The organism is Klebsiella sp. CN_Kp075 (genome assembly GCF_040065055.2).
In the GTDB taxonomy this organism is placed as follows: Bacteria; Pseudomonadota; Gammaproteobacteria; order Enterobacterales; family Enterobacteriaceae; genus Klebsiella; species Klebsiella aerogenes.
On record NZ_CM198050.1, the window covers coordinates 1,371,659 to 1,396,834 of the forward strand.

Below are 25,176 nucleotides of genomic sequence, written 5' to 3' on the forward strand. Positions count from 1 at the left end.
TTTGGCTTAATATCACTGGAGTGGTGAAAGATGAAAAAGCAAGCTGAGTTGTATCGTGGCAAAGCGAAAACGGTATACAGCACCGAAAACCCGGATCTGCTGGTACTTGAATTCCGTAACGATACGTCAGCAGGGGATGGCGCCCGCATCGAGCAGTTCGATCGTAAAGGTATGGTGAATAACAAATTCAACCATTTCATTATGAGCAAGCTGGAACAAGCCGGTATCCCGACCCAAATGGAAGCGCTGCTTTCCGATACTGAATGCCTGGTGAAGAAGCTGGATATGGTGCCGGTTGAATGCGTGATTCGTAACCGCGCGGCGGGCTCGCTGGTGAAACGCCTGGGTATTGAAGAAGGTATCGAACTGACTCCGCCGTTGTTCGATCTGTTCCTGAAAAACGACGCCATGCACGACCCGATGGTCAACGAATCCTACTGCGAGACGTTCGGCTGGGTGAATAAAGAAAACCTGGCGCGCATGAAAGAGCTCAGCTACAAAGCGAATGACGTACTCAGCAAGCTGTTTGATGATGCCGGTCTGATTCTGGTCGACTTCAAGCTGGAGTTCGGCCTGTTCAAAGGCGAAGTGGTGCTTGGCGATGAATTTTCTCCGGACGGTAGCCGTCTGTGGGATAAAAACACCCTCGATAAAATGGACAAAGATCGCTTCCGCCAGAGTCTCGGCGGCCTGATCGAAGCTTACGAAGAAGTGGCCCACCGTCTGGGCGTCAAGCTCGACTAATCTCCTCCGCGCCGGAAGAAATCGTCTCTTCCGGCGCTCTTATTCGTTGTTTCCTGTGGTAATCCTCCGCTGAACCGCCTACGATCTCTCATATTCGTAACATGATGGAATAGAGGTGCTTATGCGCTGGCAAGGGCGTCGTGAAAGCGACAATGTGGAAGACAGACGTAGTGATTCAGGTTCGCCGCTGGGCGGCGGTGGTGGCGGTTTCCGCATTCCAAGCGGTAAAGGCGGCATCGTCCTGCTGATTATCGTTCTGGTGGCGGGTTATTATGGCGTGGATTTAACCGGCATGCTGACCGGCGAACCGATGCCGCAGCAGCAGACTTCTACCCAACGTTCCATCAGCCCGAAGGATGACGAAGCGGCGAAGTTCACCTCCGTGATTCTGGCAACCACCGAAGACACCTGGGGGCCTATTTTCGAAAAGATGGGGCGGCAATACGTTCAGCCGAAGCTGGTGATGTATCGCGGCGCGACCCGTACCGGTTGCGGCACCGGCCAATCGGTGATGGGGCCGTTCTACTGTCCGGCGGACAGCACGGTCTATATCGACCTGTCATTCTATGACGAGATGAAAAACAAACTCGGCGCTGACGGCGACTTTGCGCAGGGCTACGTGATTGCGCACGAAGTCGGCCATCATGTGCAGAAACTGCTCGGCATCGAACCTAAGGTCCGTCAGATGCAGCAGCAGGCTTCGCAGACCGAAGTGAACCGCCTGTCGGTGAAAATGGAGCTGCAGGCAGACTGCTTTGCGGGCGTCTGGGGCAATAACATGCAGAAGCAGGATGTGATGGAAACCGGCGATCTGCAAGAGGCGCTCAATGCCGCTGAGGCCATCGGCGACGATCGTCTGCAGGAACAAAGCCAGGGCCGCGTAGTGCCGGACAGCTTCACCCATGGGACCTCCCAGCAGCGCTATACCTGGTTCAAACGCGGTTTTGATAGCGGCGATCCTGCGCAGTGTAATACCTTTGGCAGTTCACTTCGTTAACGCTTGCTCATGGAACCGCTTGTTCACCTGACCGCGCGGATGGCGCGCGAGGGCATTCGTCGCCTGCTGGTGCTTAGCGGCGACGAAGACTGGTGCCTGACGCAAGCCCTGGATTTGCGAGCGCGGCTGGAGGGCGATGGACTGTGGGTCGGCCCGTCGTCACAGCTGGCGCCCTGCGCGGCGCCGGGCGCGCTGAAAACGCTGCTCGGGCGCGAATTTCAGCATGCCTTTTTCGACGCTCGCCACGGTTTTGACGTGGCGGCTTTTGCCGCGCTTGCCGGCACGCTGCGCGCCGGCAGCTGGTTAGTGCTGCTGGCGCCGGATTTTGCCCGCTGGCCTGAGCAGGCGGATGGCGATTCGCTGCGCTGGAGCGATACGTCTGAACCAATCGCCACCCCTAACTTTGTCCACCGTTGTCTCCAGCTCTTCACCGCGGATCCTGAGGTCGCACTGTGGCGACAGGGCTACGGCTTACGGTTGCCGGAGGTCGCTCCGCGCAGAGACTGGCACGCTGCCGATGGCTACCCGCAGGCCGAACAGGCCGCCATTCTTTCGTCACTACTGTCATCGCCCCCGGAAATTGCCGCCGTCACCGCCGGGCGCGGGCGCGGTAAATCTGCGCTGGCGGGAATGTTGATTCATCAGCTCACCGGCTCCACCATCGTCACCGCGCCGACGCGCGACGCGACGGAAGTCATCGCCGTTTTTGCGGGACAAAAGATATGCTTTATGGCGCCCGATGCGCTGCTGGCAAGCGATGCGAAAGCCGACTGGCTGGTGGTCGATGAGGCCGCCGCTATCCCGGCACCGACGCTGCGCCAGCTGACGGCGCGTTTTCCCCATACGCTGTTAACGACGACGGTTCAGGGCTATGAGGGAACCGGCCGCGGCTTCTTATTGAAGTTCTGCGCCGGTTTCCCAACGCTACGGCGGTATAACCTGTCGTCGCCGATTCGCTGGGCGCCGGGTTGCCCGCTGGAGTCGGTTATCGACCGGTTATTGTTATTTAACGATGAGGCATTTCTGCTGGCGCCGCATGGGGAACCGCAGCTGGAGACGTTAAGCCAGGATGCCTGGCGCGAACAACCCACGCGCCCATCAGAGGCTTATCAACTGCTTTCCGGCGCTCATTACCGCACTTCGCCGCTGGATTTGCGCAGGATGATGGATGCGCCAGGCCAGCACTTCACCGTGGCTCGCTGCGCGGATGGCGTCGCTGGCGCGGTGTGGCTGGTGGAAGAGGGCGGTCTCGAACCTGAGCTTAGCCGCGCCGTCTGGGCCGGATATCGCCGCCCGCGCGGCAATCTTGTCGCCCAATCATTGGCCGCGCACGGCGGTAGCCCGCTGGCGGCGACGCTGACCGGCAGGCGCGTCAGTCGTATTGCCGTCCATCCAGCGCGCCAGCGCGAAGGGTTGGGGCAGTGTTTAATCGCCCATGCCGTCAAGCAGACGCACGGCTGTGACTATCTCTCCGTCAGCTTTGGTTTTACCCCTGAACTATGGCGCTTCTGGCAGCGCTGCGGGTTTCTGCTGGTGCGCATGGGCACGCATCGCGAGGCGAGCAGCGGCTGCTATACGGCGATGGCGCTCTATCCGCTCAGCGAAGAGGGGCGGCAACTGGCCTGGCGCGAACATCAACGGCTGGCGCGGGATGAACGCTGGCTGAGTCAGTGGCGTGATGAACGCGCTCCGGTGACGATGGATGAAACAGCTATGCTTACTGAGGAGGACTGGCTGGAGGTCGCCGGTTTTGCCTTTGCGCATCGTCCGCTGTTGGCGGCGGTCGGGAGTCTGAACCGGCTTCTGCAGGCGACGCCGCTGCCGTTAGTGGCGCTACGCGCGCGCTTAGCGCAGCAGGATGAAGCAGCGCTATGCGTGGACCTCGGCTTATCCGGTCGCAAGGCGCTGCTGGCGCGACTGCGGGAAGAGGCGGCTTCGGCCATGGCGGGACTCGATCCTGCCCGCGCGCAGCGGCTGGAAGAGTGGGTCAGGAAGCTGCAATTTTTTTAACTAACTCATTCAGTTAAATGGCATGGTCATATTCTCTGCGCGGCGTAAACTGCCTTGCATCAATCAGGAGCCCGATTCCTGTTTATCTGAGACATCAGGAGATAACCATGAAACACGATCACTTTATTGTTCAGAGCCCGGCGACGCCTGCGCAACAGTTGCTGCTGCTGTTTCATGGCGTGGGCGATAATCCGGTTTCGATGGGGCAAATAGGTAGCTGGTTTGCGCCGCTGTTTCCCAACGCGCTCATTGTCAGTATCGGTGGTGCGGAGCCCTGCGGTCCGGCGCCGGCGCGCCAGTGGTTTTCGGTACAAGGCGTGACGGAAGAGAATCGTCAGCAGCGCATTGATGCCATTATGCCGACCTTTATTGAAACGGTACGCTACTGGCAAAAACAGAGCGGTTTGGGCCCGCAGGCGACGGCGCTGATCGGTTTTTCGCAGGGTGCGATTATGTCCCTCGAGAGTATTAAAGCCGAGCCAGGACTGGCGTCGCGGGTAATTGCCTTTAACGGCCGTTACGCGACGCTGCCGCAAACGGCGACCACGCAAACCACCGTGCATCTGATCCACGGCGGCGAGGATCGGGTGATCGATCTGGCGTGGGCGGTCTCCGCGCAGGAGCGGCTGCAGGAGCTGGGTGGAGATGTCACGCTGGATATCGTTGAAGATCTCGGACATGCCATTGATGACCGGAGCATGCAGTTTGCCCTCGACCGTCTGCGTTACACCGTACCGAAGCACTATTTTGATGAAGCGTTGAGCGGCGGTACGCCGAAAGATGACGATATAATCGAAATGCTGTAATGGCCCCGCGGTACAACGTCGGCTGGTATAGGTAGATACTGTTATCGGTTTACAACTTTTTTAAGGGTTTTCCGGACGCGGCGCGTTGCGCCTTCTCCGGGCTACCAAATCGCACAGCGCTGTAGCCCCGGTAAGCGGCAGCGCCACCGGGGAATTTTGAGGCCACCAACACCAGCAGTTTCAGTAGCCACGGGTACAGAGGTAAAATTAAGAACTTCAGCTCGCAATGGTACGGGCCGTAGCCCGGGTAAGGCGTCAGCCGCTACCCGGGAATGCATCCAGCCCGCGTGATGACGGGGAACGCAGGTTTACTTCTTCGGCTGGTCTTTGTTCGGCCAGTCGTCGTCGTCATCCCACTTGCTATTGAAGTCGCGATGCGGCGGCAGATCCGGTTTGTTGTCGAGATATTTTTTCGGGTCGACGCGATTAAGATCTTTAATCACGTTGATCATCACGCCGACTAAAAATACCAACACCAGAATCCACCAGTGGTTGATAAGCCATTCCATGCTGTGTCCTCTTTTTACCCCGCAGCGGCGCTGCAGGGTAATCGTTATTGTCGTCAGGCGACCAGTTGTTCCATGATGCGTTGATACATCCGCGCCAGCAGCTGCAGGTCGGCGGCATTGACGCATTCATTAATTTTGTGAATGGTCGCGTTCACCGGGCCCAGTTCCACCACCTGCGCGCCCATGCGGGCGATAAAGCGTCCGTCAGAGGTACCGCCGGTGGTTAGCAACTGCGGTTTTACTTCATTATAGTGCTCAATGGCGTTCACGACCGCATCGACAAGATTGCCGCGACCGGTCAGGAACGGCTGGCCGGAAAGCCACCATTCGACGGTATAGCGCAGCTGATATTTTTCCAGCAGCGCGATGATGCGTGCTTTGATCATCTCGTCGGTCAGCTCGGTGCTGAAACGGAAGTTGAACTGAACGAACATATCGCCAGGGATGACGTTGTTACTGCCGGTGCCAGCCTGCACGTTGGCGATTTGCATGCTGGTCGGCGGGAAGTATTCGTTGCCTTTATCCCATTCGATAGCCACCAGCTCCGCCAGCATCGGCGCGGCGCGGTGTACCGGGTTATCGGCGAGGTGCGGATAAGCGACGTGGCCCTGGACACCATGAATCGTCAGGTTACAGGTGAGTGAACCGCGGCGGCCGTTTTTCACGACATCGCCGACCACTTCGGTACTTGAAGGTTCGCCGACCAGGCAGTAATCAAGGCGCTCGTTACGCGCCATCAGCGTTTCGACCACTTTTACCGTGCCATGGGTGGCGCTGGCTTCTTCATCAGAGGTGATGAGAAACGCCAGGCGTCCTTTATGATCCGGATACTGCGCGACAAAGCGCTCGGCGGCGACAACCATTGCCGCCAGCGATCCTTTCATATCCGCCGCGCCGCGGCCAAACAGCATGCCATCGCGAATAGTTGGTTCAAACGGCGGGTTGATCCAGCGGTCGGCGTCGCCGGCCGGCACCACATCGGTATGGCCGGCAAAGGCCAGCGTTTCACCCTGTCCGCGCCAGGCCCAGAAATTTTGCGTATCGCCGAAGTCCATCGCTTCAACGGTAAAGCCGATCGCCCGCAGGCGTTCAATCATTAACGCCTGGCATCCCGCATCATTGGGGCTAAGGGAAGGGCGGCGAATAAGCTGCTGAGCCAGCTCAATGACCGGGCAAGACATAGACTACACCTCGTTAATAAATTTTTCGTAGTTTGCTTCGCTAAAGCCCAGCAGCATAGGCTGACCGGGCGCGCAGAGCAATGGGCGTTTGATAATTGCCGGCATTTCCAGCATCAACGCCGCCGCCGCATCGGCATTATCGATCCCAGTGCGGACCGATTCATCGAGTTTGCGCCAGGTGGTGCCGCGGGTGTTAAGCAGCGCTTCCCAGCCTAATTCGGCAATAAAGGTATTCAGCAATTCGCGGTCCAGTCCGTCAACACGATAATCATGGAAGCGATAGTCTATCTGATGGGCTTCCAGCCAGCGGCGGGCCTTTTTAATGGTGTCGCAGTTTTTGATGCCGTACATGGTCAACATAATTAAACCTTCATGTTAAAAGAATATGTTTCTCAGTTTTTTCCGAATATATAAGCTTTGTTAAATAATACGTGAATCGGCTGGATAAATATAACTTTTCAGCCTTGTCTGATTAAAATTTGTTCTTTTTCGCGACAGACTAAGATAATGAATTACAGGAATTCTGATATTAACAAAATGTTGCGTAATGTTGCTCTATGTCACATTAAATTTACATGAACCGGCTTATGGTAGCCGCAAGCCAGAGTATTCAAGGCTTGCGGTGACAAGAAAAGCGATTAGAGCGATAGATCGGACGAACTTCTCCTGAGCGGGGAATTTATCTAAAATCGCCATAATAATAAGAGAGGCTATTATGATTGAACATGAACTGGGGAACTGGAAAGATTTTATCGAAGATATGCTGCGTAAATAAAATCTGGCTTTGTCGGTACTGAAGACAATGTTTAACCCATGAAAAAGGCGACTGTGACAGTCGCCTTTTCTGTTATTTGACGGTTTATTCCGGCCTCTCTTTCAGCGGGAAGCGGCGGCGTACCAACACGAAGAACAGCGGTACAAAGAAGATGGCCAACACGGTGGCGGAGATCATTCCGCCCATGACGCCGGTACCAACAGCGTGCTGGCTGCCGGAGCCCGCGCCGGTACTGGTGGCCATTGGCAGCACGCCGAAGATAAACGCCAGTGAGGTCATCAGTATCGGGCGTAGACGCTGGCGACAGGCCGATAGGGTGGCGGTCAGCAGATCTTCGCCTTTCTGGTTCAGCTCGTTGGCGAACTCAACAATCAGGATGGCGTTCTTTGCCGACAGGCCGATGACCGTCAACAGACCTACCTGGAAGTAGACATCGTTTTCCAGGCCGCGCATCCAGGTCGCCAGCAGCGCGCCGATAACCCCCAGCGGCACCACCAGCATCACCGAGAACGGTACCGACCAGCTTTCATATAGCGCCGCCAGACACAGGAACACCACCAGCAGAGAAATGGCGTACAGGGCAGGCGCCTGAGCGCCAGACAAACGCTCCTGATAGGACATCGCCGTCCATTCCAGGCCGAAACCGTTCGGGAGCTGTTTGGCTAACTCTTCCATAATGGTCATGGCGGTACCGGTGCTGACGCCAGGCGCGGCTTCACCGACGATCTCGACCGCTGAGTAGCCATTGTAACGTTCGAGGCGCGGCGAACCCGTTTCCCAACGCGAGGTGGCGAAGGCGGAGAACGGTACCATGGTGCCGCTACTGTTACGCACATACCACAAATTGATATCGTCCGGCAGCATGCGATATTTCGCCGCCGCCTGGACGTAGACCTTCTTCACGCGTCCGCGATCCATAAAGTCGTTCACGTAGCTCGAACCCCAGGCGGTCTGCAGCGTATCGTTAATATCATCAATGGAGACCCCCAGCGCCTGGGCTTTACGCTGGTCGATATCAACCTGTAGCTGCGGACTGTCGTCCAGGCCGTTGTGGCGTACGCGGGTGAGCTGGTCGTTGTTCGCCGCCAGCTCCAGCAGTTTGTCGCGCGCCGACATCAGCGCCTCGTGGCCGTTGCCGGCGTGATCTTCCAGCTCCATATCGAAGCCCGCGGAGCTGCCAAGGCCGCTGATGGCCGGTGGGCTGCTGGCAAACACGCGCGCTTCTTTAATTTTATTGAAGGCTTTGGTCGCGCGCTCAATGATAGCGAACGAGGAGCCGGTTTTTGGGTCGCGCTGGTCCCAGTCTTTCAGGCGGACAAACATACGTGCGACGTTCTGACCGTTGCCGCCGGGGCCGGAGCCGACGGTAGCAAACACTGACTCGACGTTACTCTTCTCGTTATTGAGGAAATAATCTTCCGCTTTTTGCACCACTTTCAGCGTCTGCTGTTGGGTGGAGCCGCTCGGGAGCTGTATCGAGGTGGTGAACATACCGCGGTCTTCCAGCGGCAGGAACGAAGTCGGCAGATGCAGGAACAGCAGCACCATGCCGCCGAGCAGCAGGACGTAAATCAAAATCCAGCGCAGCGAACGATGGAGAATTTTGCCCACGAAAGTTTCATAGCGGCTGGCGCTGCGGTTGAAGGTGCGGTTAAACCAGCCGAAGAACCCTTTTTGACCATGCTCCTCGCCTTTTTGAATCGGTTTTAACAGCGTGGCGCAGAGCGCCGGGGTGAGGATCATCGCCACCAGCACCGACAGCACCATTGCTGAAACGATGGTGATGGAGAACTGGCGGTAAATGGCGCCGGTGGTGCCGCCGAAGAAAGCCATAGGGACGAATACCGCCGAAAGGACCATGGCGATACCGACCAGCGCCCCCTGGATCTGCTTCATCGATTTTCGCGTCGCTTCGCGCGGCGAAAGACCTTCTTCGCTCATAATGCGCTCGACGTTTTCGACGACGACGATGGCGTCATCGACCAGCAGGCCGATAGCCAGCACCGTCGCGAACATCGTCAGGGTGTTAATACTGTAGCCGCAGGCGTAGAGCACGGCGAAGGTGCCCATCAATACCACCGGCACGGCGATGGTCGGGATCAGGGTCGCGCGGAAGTTCTGCAAGAACAAATACATGACCAGGAACACCAGCAGAATCGCCTCCAGCAGCGTTTTCACCACATCGGTAATCGAGGCTTTTACAAAAGAGGTGGTCTCGTAGGCGACTTTATACTGCAGTCCGTGCGGGAAATATTGCGACAGTTCATTAAGACGGGCGATAACGCGCTCGGCGGTGGCCATTTCGTTGGCACCCGAGGCGAGCTTAATCCCCAGCCCCGAAGCGGCCTGACGATTATAGCGGCTCAGATAATCATATTTTTCTGCGCCCATTTCGACGCTGGCGACGTCGCCCAGCGTGACTTCCGAACCATCCTTATTAACGCGCAGGGTAATATCGCGGAACTGCTGCGGCGTTTGTAGCAGCGATTGTGAGTTGATGGTGGCGTTCAGCGCCTGGTTATCAACCGATGGTGTACCGCCCAACTGGCCGACGGCAATTTGCGCGTTCTGCGATTCGATGGCGTCAGTTACATCTTTCGCCGTCATCTGATAGCTGTTGAGTTTCGCCGGATCGAGCCAGATACGCATTGAGTACTGCGAACCGTAGGCGTCGATATCGCCGACGCCGTTGACGCGGCTTAGAGGATCCTGCACGTTACTGGCGACGTAGTCGGCAATATCCTGCTTATCCATGCTGCCGTCGGTAGAGACAAACGCGAGAGTGAGAATGTTGGTGTCGCCGGTTTTGCGCACCGTGACCCCCTGATTCTGTACCGCCTGCGGCAGTTTACGCATCGCCGATTGCAGCTGGTTTTGTACCTGCTGTACGGCTTCATCCGGGTCGGTACCGGCGGTAAAGCTCAGGGTAACCGTTGCCTGACCGGTGGCGCTACTCTGCGATGACATGTACATGAGGTTATCAAGGCCGGTCATATTCTGTTCGATAACCTGGGTGACGGTATTCTCCAGCGTTTGCGCCGAAGCGCCGGGATAATTGGCCGTCACTCGGACGTTAGGCGGCGCCAAATCCGGATATTGTTCTACGGGGAGCGACAAAATTGCCAGCGTGCCGGTCAGGACTAATAAAATAGCCAAAACCCAGGCAAAGATGGGGCGATCGATAAAGAAATTCGCCATCGGAATCAGGACCTCATTGTGTACATTTTTTGTTATTTCGCAGCCTGTGATACTTTATAGATAACCCCGCAGGCAATCGTGGAGAAATTAAGGAGATAGTGTAATTTATCATGTGTCTTTTATGAGAGCGTAAAGAAACGTCTGTCGCTCCTCTCTGAATTTATATGCGCTTATCACGTCTTTTCTGTCATTCCGTCAAAGCCGCTTATTATTGCTCAGCTAAATGAAACAAAATTTCATTCAGGTCAATATTTTTGATCTAAACCGGATTCTGGTGAGAAAAGCCGATTTCTGGGCAAACGACCATTGTCCCACGGTCATGATGTCAGGTAATAAACAGTCATACTAAATGAGGGGTTATTAGCGATAAGCCGGAAGGATGTATGAACCACTTTATTATGAGCGATAGTCGCAAATGCATCGGATGCAGGGGCTGCGAAGTGGCCTGCGTGATGGCGCATAATGGCGAACAACATGTCTTGACCCCACAGCGCTTTTTGCCGCGCATTACCGTGATTAAAAACCAGAAACAGCGTAACGCGGTAACCTGTCGTCACTGTGAAGGCGCGCCCTGCGCGCGTAGCTGTCCTAACGGCGCCATTAGCCGGCAGGAAGACAGCGTATTGGTGCAGGAAGAAAAATGTATCGGCTGTAAATCCTGCGTGGTGGCCTGTCCCTTTGGCGTGATGCAAATCGTCGTCACGCCAAACGGCAGAGCGACGGCGCACAAATGCGACTTATGTCATGGTCGCGAAGCCGGGCCAGCCTGCGTGCAGAATTGTCCGGCGCAGGCGTTACAGATGGCGAACGATTCCGCGTTAAGCGAGATGGCGAAAGCGCGGCGGCTGCGGGCGGCGCGTGCGGATGCGGCGTCCTGGCAACATCGGACTTTGACCGCTTTAGCGTCAACCGCCGACGATAAGGCTAGCCAGATGGCGGCCACGCCCCTCCGAGGCGAGGCGGATAAACTGGCGGCTGATGCGCGTAAACAGCACTTTGGCGAAATCTATTTGCCGTTCAGCGCGGCGCAGGCGCAGCGGGAAACGCAACGTTGTCTGAAATGCGGCGATCGCAGCATCTGCGAGTGGACCTGTCCGCTGCATAACCATATTCCGCAGTGGATCGAGCGGGTAAAAGCCGGCGACATCGCCAGCGCCGTTGAGCTTTCCCATCAAACCAACTGCCTGCCGGAAATCACCGGTCGCGTCTGCCCGCAGGATCGTCTGTGCGAGGGGGCCTGCACGCTGCGCGATGAGAGCGGCTCGGTGACGATCGGCAATATCGAACGCTATATCTCCGACCAGGCGCTGGCTGGCGGCTGGCGCCCTGACCTTTCGGCGGTAAAAGCCAGCGGTAGGAAGGTTGCCATCATCGGCGCCGGGCCTGCGGGCCTGGCCTGCGCCGACCTTCTGGCGCGTAGCGGCGTGGCGCCGGTGGTGTTCGATCGCCACCCGGAAATCGGCGGCCTGCTGACGTTCGGCATCCCGCCTTTCAAGCTGGATAAATCATTGCTGGCCCGTCGGCGCGAGATTTTCAGCCAGATGGGCATCCGCTTTGAACTGAACTGCGAGGTGGGTAAAGACATCAAACTCACACAACTGCTTGCAGACTATGACGCGGTTTTCGTTGGCGCCGGTACCTATCGCTCAATGAAAGCCGATCTGCCTAACGAGGAGGCGCCGGGCGTGTATGAGGCGCTGCCGTTCCTTATCGCCAACACCAAACAGGTGATGGGGCTGGAGGCGCTGGCCGATGAACCTTATATCGATACCGCCGGGTTGAAGGTGGTCGTGCTGGGGGGCGGCGATACGGCGATGGACTGCGTGCGTACCGCGCTGCGCCACGGCGCGCAGCAGGTCACCTGCGCCTATCGTCGTGATGAAGCCAACATGCCAGGTTCGAAAAAAGAGGTCAAAAATGCCCGGGAAGAGGGGGCGAGTTTTGAATTCAATGTTCAGCCGATCACCCTTGAGCTCGGTGAGGATGGCCGGGTCAGCGGCGTGCGTTTTCTGCGCACCCAGCTTGGCGAACCGGACGCTCAGGGCCGCCGCAGCCCGTCGCCGATCCCCGGCAGCGAATTTGTGATGCCTGCCGACGCGGTCATTATGGCGTTTGGTTTCCACCCGCATTCAATGCCGTGGCTGGAAGCCGCGGGGGTACAGCTGGATAGCCGCGGGCGGATCAAGGCGAACGTGGAGAGCCGCTATCGTTACCAGACCAGTAATCAGAAGATCTTCGCCGGCGGCGACGCGGTGCGCGGCGCGGATTTGGTGGTGACGGCGATGGCGGAAGGGCGGCATGCCGCGCAGGGGATCATGGACTACCTGGGCGTCGCTTCCGCACTGACGCACTAACGACAAAGCAGGCTCCGCGGCGTAGTATGACTGGGTTATTTCACGCTGCGGAGTTTGCATGTCACTTAATATCCACGTCATTAAAGATAAAATCCTCTCCGAAAACTACTTCGTACTGCGCAACATGACCTATGAGTTGACGCGCCGCGACGGCAGCGTCGTGCGTCACAAACGCGAAGTGTACGATCGCGGCAATGGCGCCACGGTTCTGCTCTACAACCCCGGCAAACAGAGTGTGGTTCTGGTGCGCCAGTTCCGCGTCGCCACCTGGGTGAATGGCAACCAGGATGGCATGCTGATTGAAACCTGCGCCGGACTGCTGGATAACGACGCGCCAGAGGTGTGTATCCGCAAGGAAGCGATCGAGGAGACCGGTTATCAGGTCGGCGAGGCGCGCAAGGTCTTCGAACTCTATATGTCGCCCGGCGGCGTGACCGAACTGATTCACTTTTTTATCGCCGAATACAGCGAGGCGCAGCGCGCTAACCGGGGCGGCGGCGTAGATGATGAAGATATTGAGGTGCTGGAACTGCCGTTCGTCCGGGCGCTGGAAATGGTCGCCAGCGGTGAAATCCAGGATGGCAAAGCGGTGATCCTGCTGCAATACCTACAAAATTCCGGCCTCATGTCGCGGGATCTCTGATAAATCTGATTGAGCAAAACCCCGCCAGTGCTGATGATAATGATGAATTAGAAATCACTCTGTCAGTCATACTTCGGGATTGTGCCGCTCATGCTTTATCGGGTTTTAATACTGCTTTTTTTCGGTTTTCTGCCGACGTCGTTGGCGTGGGCGGCGCCAGCCCAGCAGTTGTTTGGAGATTGGCTTGTCACCTGCAACAATCAAAATTATTGCGTCACGCGTAATGTCGGGCTGCATCATGGATTGGTGATGACCCTAAGCCGGAGCGCGGGAGCGGCTACCGATGCCGCTTTGCGCATTGAACTTGGCGGCGTCGGTAATCCGGTCGCCGCGCTGGCGGCCATCGGCCCGCGGCTGCAACTGGATGGTAAACCGCTGCATTTTGACGGCAAACACTGGCAGATTGCCGATAAGCTGATTAAAACCGGCGATAGCGTCAGTATCGACGCTTTCCTGCAGCAGGCCCAGGAGGGGAAAGAGATTACCCTGCAAAACGGTCTGCAAAGCATTTCATTGAAGGGCCTGAAGGCCGCGCTGCTATTTATTGATAATCGGCAAAAGCGGGTCGGCAGCGAAACCGCGTGGGTCGGCAAAGGTGAAGAACCGCCGCTCAGCGTACCGCCGGCACCAGCGTTGCGAACCGTAGGTAAAGCGGAAGTAGCGCAGTCGCCGCTCAGCCGCGACGAACTTAATGAGCTTATCGATTACGGCAATGAGCGGATGAACGCCAGCCCCTGTTCGCTCGATCCTTTCCGCCGGGAAATCCGCGTCACCGCGCTAACCGATGAGAAAGTTCTGTTGATGACCAGTTGCGAAGCGGGCGCGTATAACACCGTCTGGCTGGCGTGGCTGGTGTCGCGCAAAACGCCGCATCTTGCCCGTCAGGTGCGGCTGGCGCTGCCTTTCCAGCCGCCCGGCAATGCGCCGCGCGATATTGAGTTGATTAACGCCAGCTTCGATGAGCAGCGTCATGAACTGGTGACATTCGATAAAGGCCGCGCGCCGGGCGATTGCGGGATCCAAACCCGCTGGCGCTATGACGGCCAGCGGTTTAATTTGACCCGCTACGCTCAGCAACCGCAGTGCGATAACTGGCAGGGGCCAGACGCCTGGCCCACATTATGGATCACCCGTTAAGCACTTTGCGGCTGACTTCGACAATATGTTCAGCGGTAAAGCCGAAGAACGGGAACAGCTTGTCGGCTGGCGCCGATTCCCCGTAGCGGGTCATAGCAACAATTGCGCCTTTCAGGCCGACATATTTATACCAGTAGTCGGCGATACCGGCTTCGATAGCGACGCGGGCGCTAACATCGGAAGGCAGCACCGACTCGCGCCAGGCCTCATCCTGAGCATCGAAAACGTCGGTGGAGGGCAGCGACACCACCCGCACGTTTACGCCGCTGGCCAGCAGCGTCTCCGCCGCCTGAACGGTAATCTCGACTTCCGAACCGGTGGCGATAAGGATGAGATCCGGCTTGCCGCCCGCATCCTTCAGAACGTAACCGCCGCGCGCAATTTCCTGCACCTGTTCCGGCGTACGGGCCATTTGCGCCAGATTCTGTCGCGAAAGGATTAACGCGGTAGGGCCGTCATTGCGCTCGATGGCCGCCTGCCAGGCGACGGCGGTTTCCACCTGATCGCACGGCCGCCAGGTACTAAAATTGGGCGTCAGGCGCAGGCTTGCCAGCTGCTCTACCGCCTGGTGCGTTGGACCGTCTTCGCCAAGGCCGATTGAATCATGGGTATAGACCATAATCTGATGCGCCTTCATCAGCGCCGCCATGCGTGCGGCGTTACGCGCGTATTCGACGAACATCAGGAAGGTCGAGGTATAGGGAATAAAACCGCCGTGCAGGGCGATGCCGTTAGCTACCGCGGTCATACCGAATTCGCGTACGCCGTAGTGGATATAATTACCCGCCTGATCCTCTTTGATCGACTTCGAGCCGGACCAGATCGTCAGGTTACTGGGCGCCAGGTCGGCGGAACCGCCGAGCAGCTCAGGCAGATCCGGGCCGTAGGCGTTAAGCGCATTTTGCGAAGCCTTACGGCTGGCTATTTTCGCCGGTTCCGACTGTAGCTTCGCCACATAATCGCGGGCCGTTTTTTGCCAGTTAGCCGGGAGCTCACCTTCCATACGGCGTTTCAGCTCTGCCGCCAGTTCTGGATATTGCTGCTGGTAAGCGGCGAATTTTTCATTCCACGCATGTTCTGCTTTCTCGCCGCGCGGCCGCGCATCCCAGCCCTGATAAATTTCTTTCGGGATTTCAAACGGCGGATATTTCCAGCCCAGCTGTTCGCGGGCCAGCGCGACCTCCTTTTCCCCCAAGGCCGCGCCGTGCGACTCTTCGGAACCGGCTTTATTTGGTGAACCAAAGCCGATTATGGTGCGGCAAATAATCAGCGAAGGTTTGTCTGTTACCGCCTGCGCTTGCTGGATTGCCTGCTTCACCGCCTGCGGATCGTGACCGTCGATATCGCCAATCACGTGCCAGTGGTAGGCGCGAAAGCGCTCGGCGGTATCGTCGGTGAACCAGCCTTCAACGTGGCCGTCAATAGAGATACCGTTGTGATCGTAGAACCCAATCAGCTTGCCTAATCCCAGGGTGCCCGCCAGCGAACTGGCCTCGTGTGAAATCCCCTCCATCAGACAGCCATCGCCCATAAACACCCAGGTGTAGTGATCGACGATGTCGTGGCCGGGACGGTTAAACTGCGCCGCCAGCGTACGTTCGGCGATAGCCATCCCGACGGCGTTAGCCAGCCCCTGGCCGAGCGGCCCGGTGGTGGTTTCCACGCCGGGGGTATAACCATGTTCCGGGTGACCCGGCGTTTTCGAATGCAGCTGGCGGAAGTTTTTCAGCTCATTCATCGGCAGATCGTAGCCGGTCAAATGCAGCAGGCTATACAGCAGCATCGAAGCATGGCCGTTAGACAAAATGAAACGATCGCGATCGTACCAGTGCGGATTTGTCGGGTTGTGCTTGAGAAAATCGTTCCACAGCACTTCGGCAATATCCGCCATCCCCATCGGAGCGCCGGGGTGGCCGGAGTTGGCTTTCTGGACGGCGTCCATGCTCAGGGCGCGAATGGCGTTAGCAAGCTCTCTTCGGGACATAGTCGTTTACTCCGTGACAAAGGATGACAGTTTGGCTGCTAGCAGATCTTCCAGTTTGCGTTGATCGACGGCGAACTGGCGAATACCTTCCGCCAGCTTTTCTACCGCCATCGGATCCTGGTTATGCTCCCAGCGGAATTCCGCTTCGCTTAGCGGAACCGGGCGCGGAAGTATCTGATGAGCGGGGATGAGTTTACGTATTACCGGCGCGTCGCTGGCCTGCAGCTCTTGTAACAAGGCCGGGGAGATGGTGAGGCGGTCGCAGCCGACCAGCGCGAGGATTTGTTCGGTACGGCGGAAGCTGGCGCCCATCACGATGGTGTTGTACTTATGGAGTTTGAAATAGTCGTAGATATTGCGCACCGATTTCACCCCCGGGTCTTCATCAACCACGTAAGGCTCTAACGGCTGACGCGCCTGATACCAGTCGTAAATACGCCCGACGAAGGGCGAAATCAGAAACACGCCGGCTTCGGCGCAGGCGCGAGCCTGGGCGAATGAGAACAACAGCGTCAGGTTGCAGTGGATCCCTTCTTTTTCCAGCACCTCCGCGGCGCGGATCCCCTCCCATGTGGAGGCCAGTTTGATCAGGATCCGCGACTTATCGATCCCCATTTCCTGATAGAGAGCGACCAGGTGGCGCGCTTTCTCAATACTTTTTTCACGATTGAAGGAGAGACGGGCATCGACTTCGGTAGAGACGCGCCCTGGAATGCTTTTGAGTATTTCCGCGCCGAAATTGACCGCCAGCTTATCGCAGGCATTAGCGACCTGCGCCTCGCGGTTGCCGCCCTGTTTCGCGGCCCAGGCGAGGGCATCATCGATAAGCCCGGCGTAGTTATCCAATCCGGCAGCCTTTAATAGCAGCGAAGGGTTGGTGGTGGCATCTTCCGGCTGATAGTGGCGGATAGATTCAATGTCGCCGCTGTCGGCGACCACGGTGGTGAATTGTTTGATACTGTCTAGCTGATTCATTAAAAAGTACTCCTGGAACAATAAGTTGCATGAGTTCTTGTCGTTATGCGGTAGAGATGGTGATGAGGTACATAACTAAAAAGCATAGCAGACGGGGCTATCATTGACCGTGAAACTAGGTTACATAAATATTATAAATTGATAACAACCAGACCTTTGTGATGGCAAGAGTATGGCGGCCTTCAAAGTTTAAACCGCCGTCAGGCGCGATACTAAGCATCGCCTTAAGGCGGGCCGACGGCTCGCCATCACGCTTCACCCCCTACGATTCGATACGTGAAAGGAACCATAAAATGGATGAGCAGTTGAAACAAAGCGCCCTCGATTTCCACGAGTTCCCGGTGCCCGGGAAAATTCAGGTGTCGCCGACCAAACCCCTGGCGACCCAACGCGATCTGGCGCTGGCATATTCGCCGGGCGTTGCCGCGCCGTGCCTGGAAATTGAGAAGGATCCTTTGGCCGCTTACAAATACACCGCTCGCGGCAACCTTGTTGCGGTGGTCTCTAACGGTACCGCCGTCCTCGGTTTAGGCAATATCGGCGCGCTGGCCGGAAAACCGGTAATGGAAGGAAAGGGCGTTCTGTTTAAGAAATTCGCCGGCATTGATGTGTTTGATATTGAAGTCGATGAGCTGGATCCTGACAAATTCATTAATGTCGTCGCCGCCCTGGAGCCGACGTTTGGCGGCATCAACCTCGAAGATATTAAAGCGCCGGAATGTTTCTATATTGAGCAGAAACTGCGTGAACGCATGAATATTCCGGTGTTCCACGACGATCAGCACGGCACGGCGATTATCAGCACCGCGGCAATTCTCAACGGTCTGCGGGTGGTTGAGAAGAATCTCTCCGATGTGCGGATGGTGGTCTCCGGCGCGGGAGCGGCGGCAATCGCCTGTATGAACCTGCTGGTGGCGCTGGGAATGCAGAAACACAATATCGTGGTCTGCGACTCGAAAGGCGTAATCTATAAAGATCGCGAAGCCAACATGGCGGAAACCAAAGCGGCCTACGCGGTGGAAGACGACGGGAAACGTACCCTCGACGATGTCATCGATGGCGCGGACATTTTCCTCGGCTGCTCCGGGCCGAAAGTTCTGACTCCGGAGATGGTCAAGAAAATGGCGCGCTCGCCGCTGATCCTCGCGCTGGCGAACCCGGAGCCGGAAATCCTGCCGCCGTTGGCGAAGGAAGTGCGCGACGATGTGATTATTTGTACCGGCCGTTCCGACTATCCAAACCAGGTCAACAACGTGCTGTGCTTCCCGTTCATTTTCCGCGGCGCGCTGGATGTTGGCGCGACGGCGATTAACGAAGAGATGAAGCTGGCGGCGGTTCACGCTATCGCCGAGCTGGCGCATGCCGAACAGAGTGAAGTCGTGGCTTCCGCCTATGGCGACCAGGATCTCAGCTTTGGCCCGGAGTACATTATTCCGAAACCGTTCGATCCGCGCCTGATCGTCAAGATCGCGCCAGCGGTTGCCAAAGCGGCGATGGAATCCGGCGTGGCGACGCGGCCGATTGCCGACTTCGATGCCTACATCGAGAAGCTGAGCGAGTTCGTTTATAAAACCAACCTGTTTATGAAGCCGATCTTCTCCCAGGCGCGCAAAGAGCCGAAGCGCGTGGTGCTGGCGGAAGGTGAGGAGACCCGCGTGCTGCACGCCACGCAGGAGCTGGTATCGCTGGGGCTGGCGAAGCCAATCCTCATCGGTCGTCCGAGCGTGATTGAAATGCGCATCCAGAAACTGGGTCTGCAGATCAAACCGGGCGTGGACTTTGAAATCGTCAATAATGAATCCGATCCGCGCTTTAAAGAGTACTGGAGCGAGTACTATCAGCTGATGAAGCGCCGCGGCATTACCCAGGAGCAGGCGCAACGGGCAGTAATTAGCAACACCTCGGTCATTGGCGCGATCATGGTTCATCGCGGTGAGGCGGACGCGATGATCTGCGGAACCATCGGCGATTATCATGAGCACTATCGCGTGGTACAGCCGCTGTTTGGCTTCCGCGACGGCGTCAGCACCGCCGGGGCGATGAACGCGCTGCTGCTGCCAAGCGGTAACACCTTTATCGCCGACACCTACGTCAATCACGATCCATCGCCGGAAGAGCTGGCGGAGATCACCCTGATGGCGGCGGAAAGCGTGCGTCGTTTTGGTATCGAACCGCGCGTGGCGCTGCTGTCGCACTCTAACTTCGGTTCCGCCGATTGCCCGTCGGCCAGCAAAATGCGTAAAACGCTGGAGCTGGTGAAGGCGAGCGCGCCGGATCTGATGATTGACGGTGAAATGCACGGCGATGCCGCGCTGGTCGAAAGCATCCGTAATGACCGTATGCCGGATAGCCCGCTGAAAGGGGCGGCCAATATTCTGGTGATGCCGAATATGGAAGCCGCGCGTATCAGCTACAACCTGCTGCGCGTCTCCAGTTCGGAAGGGGTCACCGTCGGGCCGGTACTGATGGGTATCGCTAAGCCGGTGCATATTCTGACGCCTATCGCCTCCGTGCGCCGTATCGTCAACATGGTGGCGCTGGCGGTCGTGGAAGCGCAGACCCAGCCGCTGTAAACGCAAAAAATTAAGCCCCGGTATTCCGGGGCTTTTTTGTCTCAGGAGACCTAAATCAGATCCACTCTTTCACTTTGATGAACTCGCTCAGCGCGGCTTCTGGGCTGCCTTCCTGCGGATGGTAGTCATACTCCCAGCGCACCAGCGGCGGCATCGACATCAGAATAGACTCCGTACGCCCGCCGGTCTGCAGGCCGAACAGCGTGCCGCGATCCCATACCAGATTAAATTCCACATAGCGCCCGCGGCGATAAAGCTGGAAATCGCGCTCGCGTTCGCCGTAAGGCGTGGTTTTTCGGCGCTCAACGATTGGCAGATAGGCGTCAGTAAAGCCGTTGCCCACCGCCTGCATAAAGGCAAAGCAGTGGTCAAAGTCCGGGGTATTTAAATCATCGAAGAACAGGCCGCCAATGCCGCGCTGTTCGTTACGGTGCTTGAGGTAGAAGTAGTCATCGCACCACTTTTTATAGCGCGGATAGACCTCGTCGCCGAACGGCAGGCACAAATCGCTGGCGGTACGATGCCAGTGGATGGCGTCTTCTTCAAATCCGTAATAAGGCGTTAAATCAAACCCGCCGCCGAACCACCACACCGGGTCGGCGCCGGGCTTCTCGGCAATGAAAAAGCGGACGTTGGCGTGGCTGGTCGGCACATAGGGGTTGCGCGGATGCACCACCAGCGAAACGCCCATCGCTTCAAAGCTGCGCCCGGCGAGCTCCGGGCGGTGGGCGGTTGCCGATGCAGGCATCGCATCGCCGTGGACGTGAGAGAAGTTAACCCCGGCCTGCTCAAAGACGCCGCCGTCGCGTAAAACCCGGCTGCGTCCGCCGCCGCCGCCTTCGCGCTGCCAGCTATCTTCGACAAAATCCTTGCCGTCAACGGCGGAGAGGTTGGCGCAAATGGCATCCTGCAGCTGAAGAAGGAAGGCTTTGACCTGCTGTACATCGGGTTTCATTAACGTCTCTTCGAATGCGCTTTCTGGTTATCGAACCAGTGGAAATAACTAATAATACCGGAAGCAATAGCGTTGGCGATCTTCTGGCGGAAAGCGGTTGTGCCGAGTAGCTTCTCTTCATTTGGGTTGGTAATGAACGATGTCTCGACCAGCACCGAGGGAATGGAAGGTGACTTCAGCACCACAAAGGCCGCCTGTTCTGTATTGCGGCTGTGCAGCTTATGCACCGGCTTAATCTTTTTCAGAATATGCGAGCCGAGCGTCAGGCTGTTCTTAATGGTGTCGGTTTGCACCAGATCGAACAATACCTGCTGTAGCAGATGGTCCTTATCCGTCGCTTTTTTACCGGCGACCTCATCGGCGCGGTTTTCGCGCTCGGAGAGATATTTCGCCATGGCGCTACTGGCGCCGCGGTTGGAGAGCGCAAAGACGGAGGCGCCGGCCGCACTCGGGTTGGTAAAGCCGTCGGCGTGAATCGACATAAACAGATCGGCGCCGTGCTGGTGGGCGATTTCAACGCGATCGTATAGCGGAATAAAGGTATCGCCGCTACGCGTCAGGCGGGCATCGATGCCGTTGCTGCGTAAAATACTGCGCACATTTTTGGCAATGGCCAGCACGACGTGTTTTTCTTTCGAACCGTTGTGGCCAATTGCCCCCGTATCGATGCCGCCATGACCGGGGTCAAGCATCACCAGGCGCTTGCTGCCTGCTTTCTTTGCGACGGGTTTGCTGTGTCCATTGGAAGTTTTTAGCGGCTGTTCTTTGGCATTGGCCTGGGAAGCGACGCCGGTTAGCGTCATCGCAGCCAGTCCTGCTTTCAGCACCTGACGGCGCGAAGCAAGTATTTTTAATGGTTTAAAAGTGCTCATTCGGCCTGAATTGTAAACAAGTGATGTCCAATGTTATATCGTATCGCGTTTCCCGTTACGACCACTCAAAATAAGAATTGTTTTACTTTTCATTTCAATACATGACAAAGATATATTATGCCATTTTTTGCCGATGATTTCGCCTGATATTGGCTATCAGTCATATTCGCGCCATAATCACTGTTTTTAACCGTAAATGGTGGGGAATACCATGGAGATTCGCGTTTTTCGCCAGCAGGATTTCGAAGAAGTGATCACCCTTTGGGAGCGCTGCGATCTTCTGCGCCCATGGAACGATCCGGAAATGGATATCGAGCGTAAGCTCAACCACGACGTGAGCTTGTTTCTGGTCGCTGAAGTGAACGGTGAAGTGGTAGGGACGGTAATGGGCGGTTACGATGGTCACCGCGGTTCCGCTTACTATCTTGGCGTACATCCGGAATACCGAGGCCGCGGAATAGCCAATGCGCTGCTCAATCGGCTGGAAAAGAAGCTGATCGCCCGCGGCTGCCCGAAAATTTCAATTATGGTGCGTGACGATAACGAAGTGGTGCAGGGGATGTATGAGCGTCTCGGTTACGAGCACTCGGATGTACTCACCCTGGGTAAACGCCTGATCGAAGATGAAGAATACTGAATTTATTCCTGCCGATTACGATGCCCAGGGCCGTTTGCGGCTGCCGCTGTTGTTTTGGGGCGTGCTGTTGCTGCAGGCGCGCACCTGGGTACTGTTCGTCATGGCCGGCGCCTCCCGCCAGCAGGGCGATGCGCTGCTGAGCCTGTTCTATCCCGATCACGATAACTTCTGGCTGGGTTTGCTGCCCGGCGTACCGGCGGTCGCGGCATTTCTGCTTAGCGGTCAGCGTCAGCGTTTCCCGCGTCTCTGGCCGCTGATGCGCTGGCTGCTGATCGCCTCGCAGGCGCTGTTGCTGGCCTGGCAGCCGTGGCTGTGGTTTACCGGCGAGGCGCCTTCCGGGCTGACCATCGCCCTGCTGGCGGCCGATATTTATGCGCTATGGTGGCTGATAACCAGCCGCAGGTTGCACGCCTGTTTTCGCCTCGAAGCGCTTTAATGGCACTTTTTGCCGATCGCGTACTCCAACATGCGTTGAATTAATCAGAAGGATTGAGATATGAAATCGCTACGTCTAATGCTCTGCGCGCTTCCGCTGGCGCTAACCGGCTGCTCAACGATGAGCGCGGTGAACTGGTCGGCTGCCTATCCGTGGAACTGGTTTGGTTCCTCCAACGAGGTCACCGAGCAGGGCGTGGGTAAACTGACAGCATCGACGCCGCTGAATGAGCAGGCGATTAGCGATGCCCTCGGCGGCAGCTACCGTCTGCGCAGCGGAATGAAAACCACGGATGGCAAAATAGTTCACTATTTTGAAGCGCTGAAGGATGACAAGCTGGCGCTGACCATCAACGGCGATGGCGGTACGGTGAGCCGTATTGACGTGCGCGATAGCGCGATTCCTGCCGCCAGCGGCGTGAAAATCGGTACTCCGTTTAGCGAGCTGTACAGCAAAGCGTTCGGCAACTGCGAGAAAGGCGCTCCCGATAACGGCGCGGTGGTGGAATGTAAAGCCGCAGGTAGCCAGCACATCAGCTACGCCTTTACCGGTCACTGGAGCGGCCCGGACGAGCTGATGCCGTCCGACGATACCCTGAAAAACTGGAAAGTCAGCAAAATTATCTGGCGTCGCTAATTTGATCTGAAGAGACACGTGGGCGGATAAAAACGGTTACAATGGCGCGTTAGCAACGTCATAGCGTTGTGGTTGCATCATTTCAGGAGGAGCGATGTCTCAGGTTCAGAGCGGCATTTTGCCGGAACATTGCCGCGCGGCGATTTGGATTGAAGCCAATGTCAAAGGGGATGTTAACGCCCTGCGCGAAGCGAGCAAAATTTTTGTCGATAAAGTAGCCACCTTCCAGGCTAAATTCCCCGATGCCAAACTCGGCGCGGTGGTGGCTTTCGGCAATACCGTCTGGCGTCAGCTGAGCGGTGGTGAAGGCGCGGAAGAGTTAAAAGATTTTCCGGTTTACGGCAAAGGGCTGGCGCCATCCACGCAGTATGACGTGTTAATTCATATTTTATCCGCCCGCCATGAAGTGAACTTTTCCGTCGCCCAGGCGGCGATGGCCGCGTTCGGCGACGCCATCGAAGTGAAAGAAGAAATTCACGGTTTCCGCTGGGTGGAAGAACGCGATCTGAGCGGCTTCGTTGACGGCACCGAAAACCCGGCAGGCGAAGACACTCGCCGTGAAGTCGCGGTGATTAAAGACGGCGTTGACGCGGGCGGCAGCTACGTATTTGTGCAACGCTGGGAGCACAATCTTAAGCAACTGAACCGCATGAGCGTGCCGGATCAGGAGATGATGATTGGCCGTACCAAAGAAGCCAATGAAGAGATCGACGGCGACGAGCGCCCGGTCACTTCGCACCTGAGCCGCGTGGACTTAAAAGAAGATGGCAAAGGGCTGAAAATCGTCCGCCAGAGCCTGCCGTACGGTACCGCCAGCGGCACTAACGGCCTGTACTTCTGCGCCTACTGCGCGCGCCTGTACAACATTGAACAGCAGCTGCTGAGCATGTTCGGCGATACCGACGGTAAGCGTGATGCCATGCTGCGCTTCACTAAACCGGTGACCGGCGGTTATTACTTCGCGCCGTCGCTGGAGCGTATTCAGGCGCTGTAATTTTTCCCCTCACCCTAACCCTCTCCCCAAGGGGGAGAGGGGACGGCACGGTGGACTCTCTTTCTCCCTCTCCCTCAGGGAGAGGGGACGTACGGTGCAGCTATGGATTCTGCGTGCGGACTCTCTTTCTCCCTCTCCCTCTCCCTCTCCCTCAGTGAGAGGGGACGTACGTTGCGGCTATGGATTCCGCGTGCGGACTCTCTTTCTCCCTCTCCCTCAGGGAGAGGGGCGGGGTGAGGGCATCGGCGAGTCAAGCGCTTCAAGTATTCTCTCCATCACCGCATCTTCATACTCTTCAAACTCATTATTCCAGAAGCGTAAAACCCGCCATCCCTGGCTCTGTAGCCAGCGGGTGCGGCGAACATCGTAGACGCGCCTCTCATCGTGCTGACCGCCGTCCAGTTCAATCGCCAGCCGTGTTGCGCAGCAGGCAAAATCGAGAATGTAGGGACCAACGGGATGTTGGCGGCGAAACTTATAGCAAGCAAAACGGCGGTTGCGCAGTAAGTACCATAGTCGACGTTCTGTTGGCGTTAAGCTACGTCTGAGCTGACGTGCAAATATCTGTGTGTTTTTCATATAAACACAGTGCACCCCTGGCTGCCGTTTGTCACAATGACACGTCGAATCTGCGAGCCGCTTTCAGCAAAGCTTTGCCAGTTGCTTATTCTCTTTTCTACTTCTAAATCGCCAAACGGTATATAAAACCGTTACTCCTTTCGTACTCGTTATAAATATGATGATCATCAGTAAATGATCA

The 25,176-nt window shown here is 56.9% G+C and carries 21 protein-coding genes and 1 pseudogene; 13 read left to right on the top strand and 9 right to left on the bottom strand.

Annotation, left to right across the window (positions count from 1 at the left end; all coding sequences use genetic code 11):
* The first annotated feature begins 30 nt into the window (after positions 1-30).
* The 4 genes from purC to ypfH all read left to right on the top strand — a co-directional run bounded on the left by purC (position 31) and on the right by ypfH (position 4,557).
* On the top strand, positions 31-744 hold the full coding sequence (gene purC, locus ABLV78_RS06575) for a phosphoribosylaminoimidazolesuccinocarboxamide synthase (protein ID WP_047043477.1): 714 nt from the start codon (positions 31-33) through the stop codon (positions 742-744).
* 121 nt (positions 745-865) lie between these two features.
* On the top strand, positions 866-1,741 hold the full coding sequence (gene ypfJ / locus ABLV78_RS06580; protein ID WP_047043480.1) for a KPN_02809 family neutral zinc metallopeptidase: 876 nt from the start codon (positions 866-868) through the stop codon (positions 1,739-1,741).
* Positions 1,742-1,750: 9 nt separating this feature from the next.
* Positions 1,751-3,751: a tRNA(Met) cytidine acetyltransferase TmcA gene (locus tag ABLV78_RS06585; protein WP_047043483.1), complete on the top strand. Its 2,001-nt coding sequence runs from the start codon at positions 1,751-1,753 to the stop codon at positions 3,749-3,751.
* Positions 3,752-3,858: 107 nt separating this feature from the next.
* The gene (ypfH, locus tag ABLV78_RS06590; RefSeq protein ID WP_047043485.1) at positions 3,859-4,557 is read left to right on the top strand and encodes an esterase; all 699 of its coding nucleotides are present in this window, start codon (positions 3,859-3,861) and stop codon (positions 4,555-4,557) included.
* A gap of 308 nt (positions 4,558-4,865) precedes the next feature.
* Here ypfH and ABLV78_RS06595 read toward each other — a convergent pair whose 3' ends face one another.
* From ABLV78_RS06595 to ABLV78_RS06605, 3 genes are read right to left on the bottom strand one after another with little or no spacing between them, the layout of a single operon-like run.
* Positions 4,866-5,066, bottom strand: coding sequence for a YpfN family protein (locus ABLV78_RS06595; RefSeq protein WP_015365470.1), 201 nt, complete (start codon positions 5,064-5,066; stop codon positions 4,866-4,868).
* Positions 5,067-5,119: 53 nt separating this feature from the next.
* Entirely contained in the window at positions 5,120-6,247 is a 1,128-nt protein-coding gene (dapE, locus tag ABLV78_RS06600; RefSeq protein ID WP_020078199.1) for a succinyl-diaminopimelate desuccinylase, read from the bottom strand.
* Positions 6,248-6,250: 3 nt separating this feature from the next.
* Complete coding sequence (locus ABLV78_RS06605; RefSeq protein WP_015703145.1) at positions 6,251-6,607, bottom strand: ArsC family reductase; 357 nt, start codon at positions 6,605-6,607, stop codon at positions 6,251-6,253.
* A 355-nt stretch (positions 6,608-6,962) separates the two neighbouring features.
* Here ABLV78_RS06605 and ypfM point away from each other — a divergent pair, with 355 nt between their 5' ends.
* Positions 6,963-7,022, top strand: coding sequence for a protein YpfM (gene ypfM / locus ABLV78_RS06610; RefSeq protein ID WP_087867655.1), 60 nt, complete (start codon positions 6,963-6,965; stop codon positions 7,020-7,022).
* A gap of 84 nt (positions 7,023-7,106) precedes the next feature.
* Here ypfM and acrD read toward each other — a convergent pair whose 3' ends face one another.
* Positions 7,107-10,220 carry a multidrug efflux RND transporter permease AcrD gene (gene acrD, locus ABLV78_RS06615; RefSeq protein ID WP_047043488.1) on the bottom strand — a complete coding sequence of 1,038 codons (3,114 nt, stop codon included), beginning with the start codon at positions 10,218-10,220 and terminating at the stop codon, positions 7,107-7,109.
* 383 nt (positions 10,221-10,603) lie between these two features.
* Here acrD and aegA point away from each other — a divergent pair, with 383 nt between their 5' ends.
* From aegA to ABLV78_RS06630, 3 genes and pseudogenes are all read left to right on the top strand, one after another.
* Positions 10,604-12,574 carry a formate-dependent uric acid utilization protein AegA gene (gene aegA, locus ABLV78_RS06620; protein ID WP_047043491.1) on the top strand — a complete coding sequence of 657 codons (1,971 nt, stop codon included), beginning with the start codon at positions 10,604-10,606 and terminating at the stop codon, positions 12,572-12,574.
* Positions 12,575-12,632: 58 nt separating this feature from the next.
* A pseudogene (nudK, locus tag ABLV78_RS06625) lies at positions 12,633-13,230 on the top strand (GDP-mannose pyrophosphatase NudK).
* Between the two features lie 77 nt (positions 13,231-13,307).
* Positions 13,308-14,354 (top strand): DUF1176 domain-containing protein, encoded by a 1,047-nt coding sequence (locus tag ABLV78_RS06630; RefSeq protein WP_042892993.1) that lies wholly within the window; start codon positions 13,308-13,310, stop codon positions 14,352-14,354.
* Here ABLV78_RS06630 and tkt read toward each other — a convergent pair.
* Both tkt and tal read right to left on the bottom strand, forming a co-directional pair.
* Positions 14,344-16,338, bottom strand: coding sequence for a transketolase (tkt, locus tag ABLV78_RS06635; protein ID WP_047043494.1), 1,995 nt, complete (start codon positions 16,336-16,338; stop codon positions 14,344-14,346). The two genes, ABLV78_RS06630 and tkt, sit on opposite strands and share 11 nt — an antisense overlap.
* Positions 16,339-16,344: 6 nt before the next feature.
* Entirely contained in the window at positions 16,345-17,313 is a 969-nt protein-coding gene (gene tal / locus ABLV78_RS06640; protein ID WP_045392631.1) for a transaldolase, read from the bottom strand.
* A 293-nt stretch (positions 17,314-17,606) separates the two neighbouring features.
* On the opposite strand from tal, the gene maeB reads away from it, so the two are divergent.
* Positions 17,607-19,886, top strand: a complete 2,280-nt coding sequence (gene maeB / locus ABLV78_RS06645; protein WP_015365481.1) for an NADP-dependent oxaloacetate-decarboxylating malate dehydrogenase — start codon at positions 17,607-17,609, stop codon at positions 19,884-19,886.
* A gap of 55 nt (positions 19,887-19,941) precedes the next feature.
* Here the strand turns inward: maeB and hemF are convergent, their stop codons facing one another.
* The gene (gene hemF / locus ABLV78_RS06650; RefSeq protein WP_047043497.1) at positions 19,942-20,841 is read right to left on the bottom strand and encodes an oxygen-dependent coproporphyrinogen oxidase; all 900 of its coding nucleotides are present in this window, start codon (positions 20,839-20,841) and stop codon (positions 19,942-19,944) included.
* On the bottom strand, positions 20,841-21,713 hold the full coding sequence (gene amiA, locus ABLV78_RS06655) for an N-acetylmuramoyl-L-alanine amidase AmiA (protein ID WP_045392625.1): 873 nt from the start codon (positions 21,711-21,713) through the stop codon (positions 20,841-20,843). Before amiA ends, hemF begins: the two co-directional genes overlap by 1 nt.
* Before the next feature lie 211 nt (positions 21,714-21,924).
* On the opposite strand from amiA, the gene ABLV78_RS06660 reads away from it, so the two are divergent.
* The 4 genes from ABLV78_RS06660 to ABLV78_RS06675 all read left to right on the top strand — a co-directional run bounded on the left by ABLV78_RS06660 (position 21,925) and on the right by ABLV78_RS06675 (position 24,416).
* The gene (locus ABLV78_RS06660; protein WP_045392622.1) at positions 21,925-22,350 is read left to right on the top strand and encodes a GNAT family acetyltransferase; all 426 of its coding nucleotides are present in this window, start codon (positions 21,925-21,927) and stop codon (positions 22,348-22,350) included.
* Positions 22,337-22,786, top strand: a complete 450-nt coding sequence (locus tag ABLV78_RS06665; protein WP_047043500.1) for a DUF2919 domain-containing protein — start codon at positions 22,337-22,339, stop codon at positions 22,784-22,786. The genes ABLV78_RS06660 and ABLV78_RS06665 overlap by 14 nt, the downstream gene beginning before the upstream one ends.
* Positions 22,787-22,846: 60 nt before the next feature.
* Complete coding sequence (locus ABLV78_RS06670; RefSeq protein WP_047043503.1) at positions 22,847-23,422, top strand: RpoE-regulated lipoprotein; 576 nt, start codon at positions 22,847-22,849, stop codon at positions 23,420-23,422.
* 94 nt (positions 23,423-23,516) lie between these two features.
* A complete protein-coding gene (locus ABLV78_RS06675) occupies positions 23,517-24,416 on the top strand; it encodes a Dyp-type peroxidase (protein ID WP_047043506.1) in 900 nt (299 codons plus the stop codon).
* 216 nt (positions 24,417-24,632) lie between these two features.
* Here the strand turns inward: ABLV78_RS06675 and ABLV78_RS06680 are convergent, their stop codons facing one another.
* A complete protein-coding gene (locus ABLV78_RS06680) occupies positions 24,633-24,995 on the bottom strand; it encodes an endonuclease domain-containing protein (protein ID WP_072047982.1) in 363 nt (120 codons plus the stop codon).
* Positions 24,996-25,176: the final 181 nt, after the last annotated feature.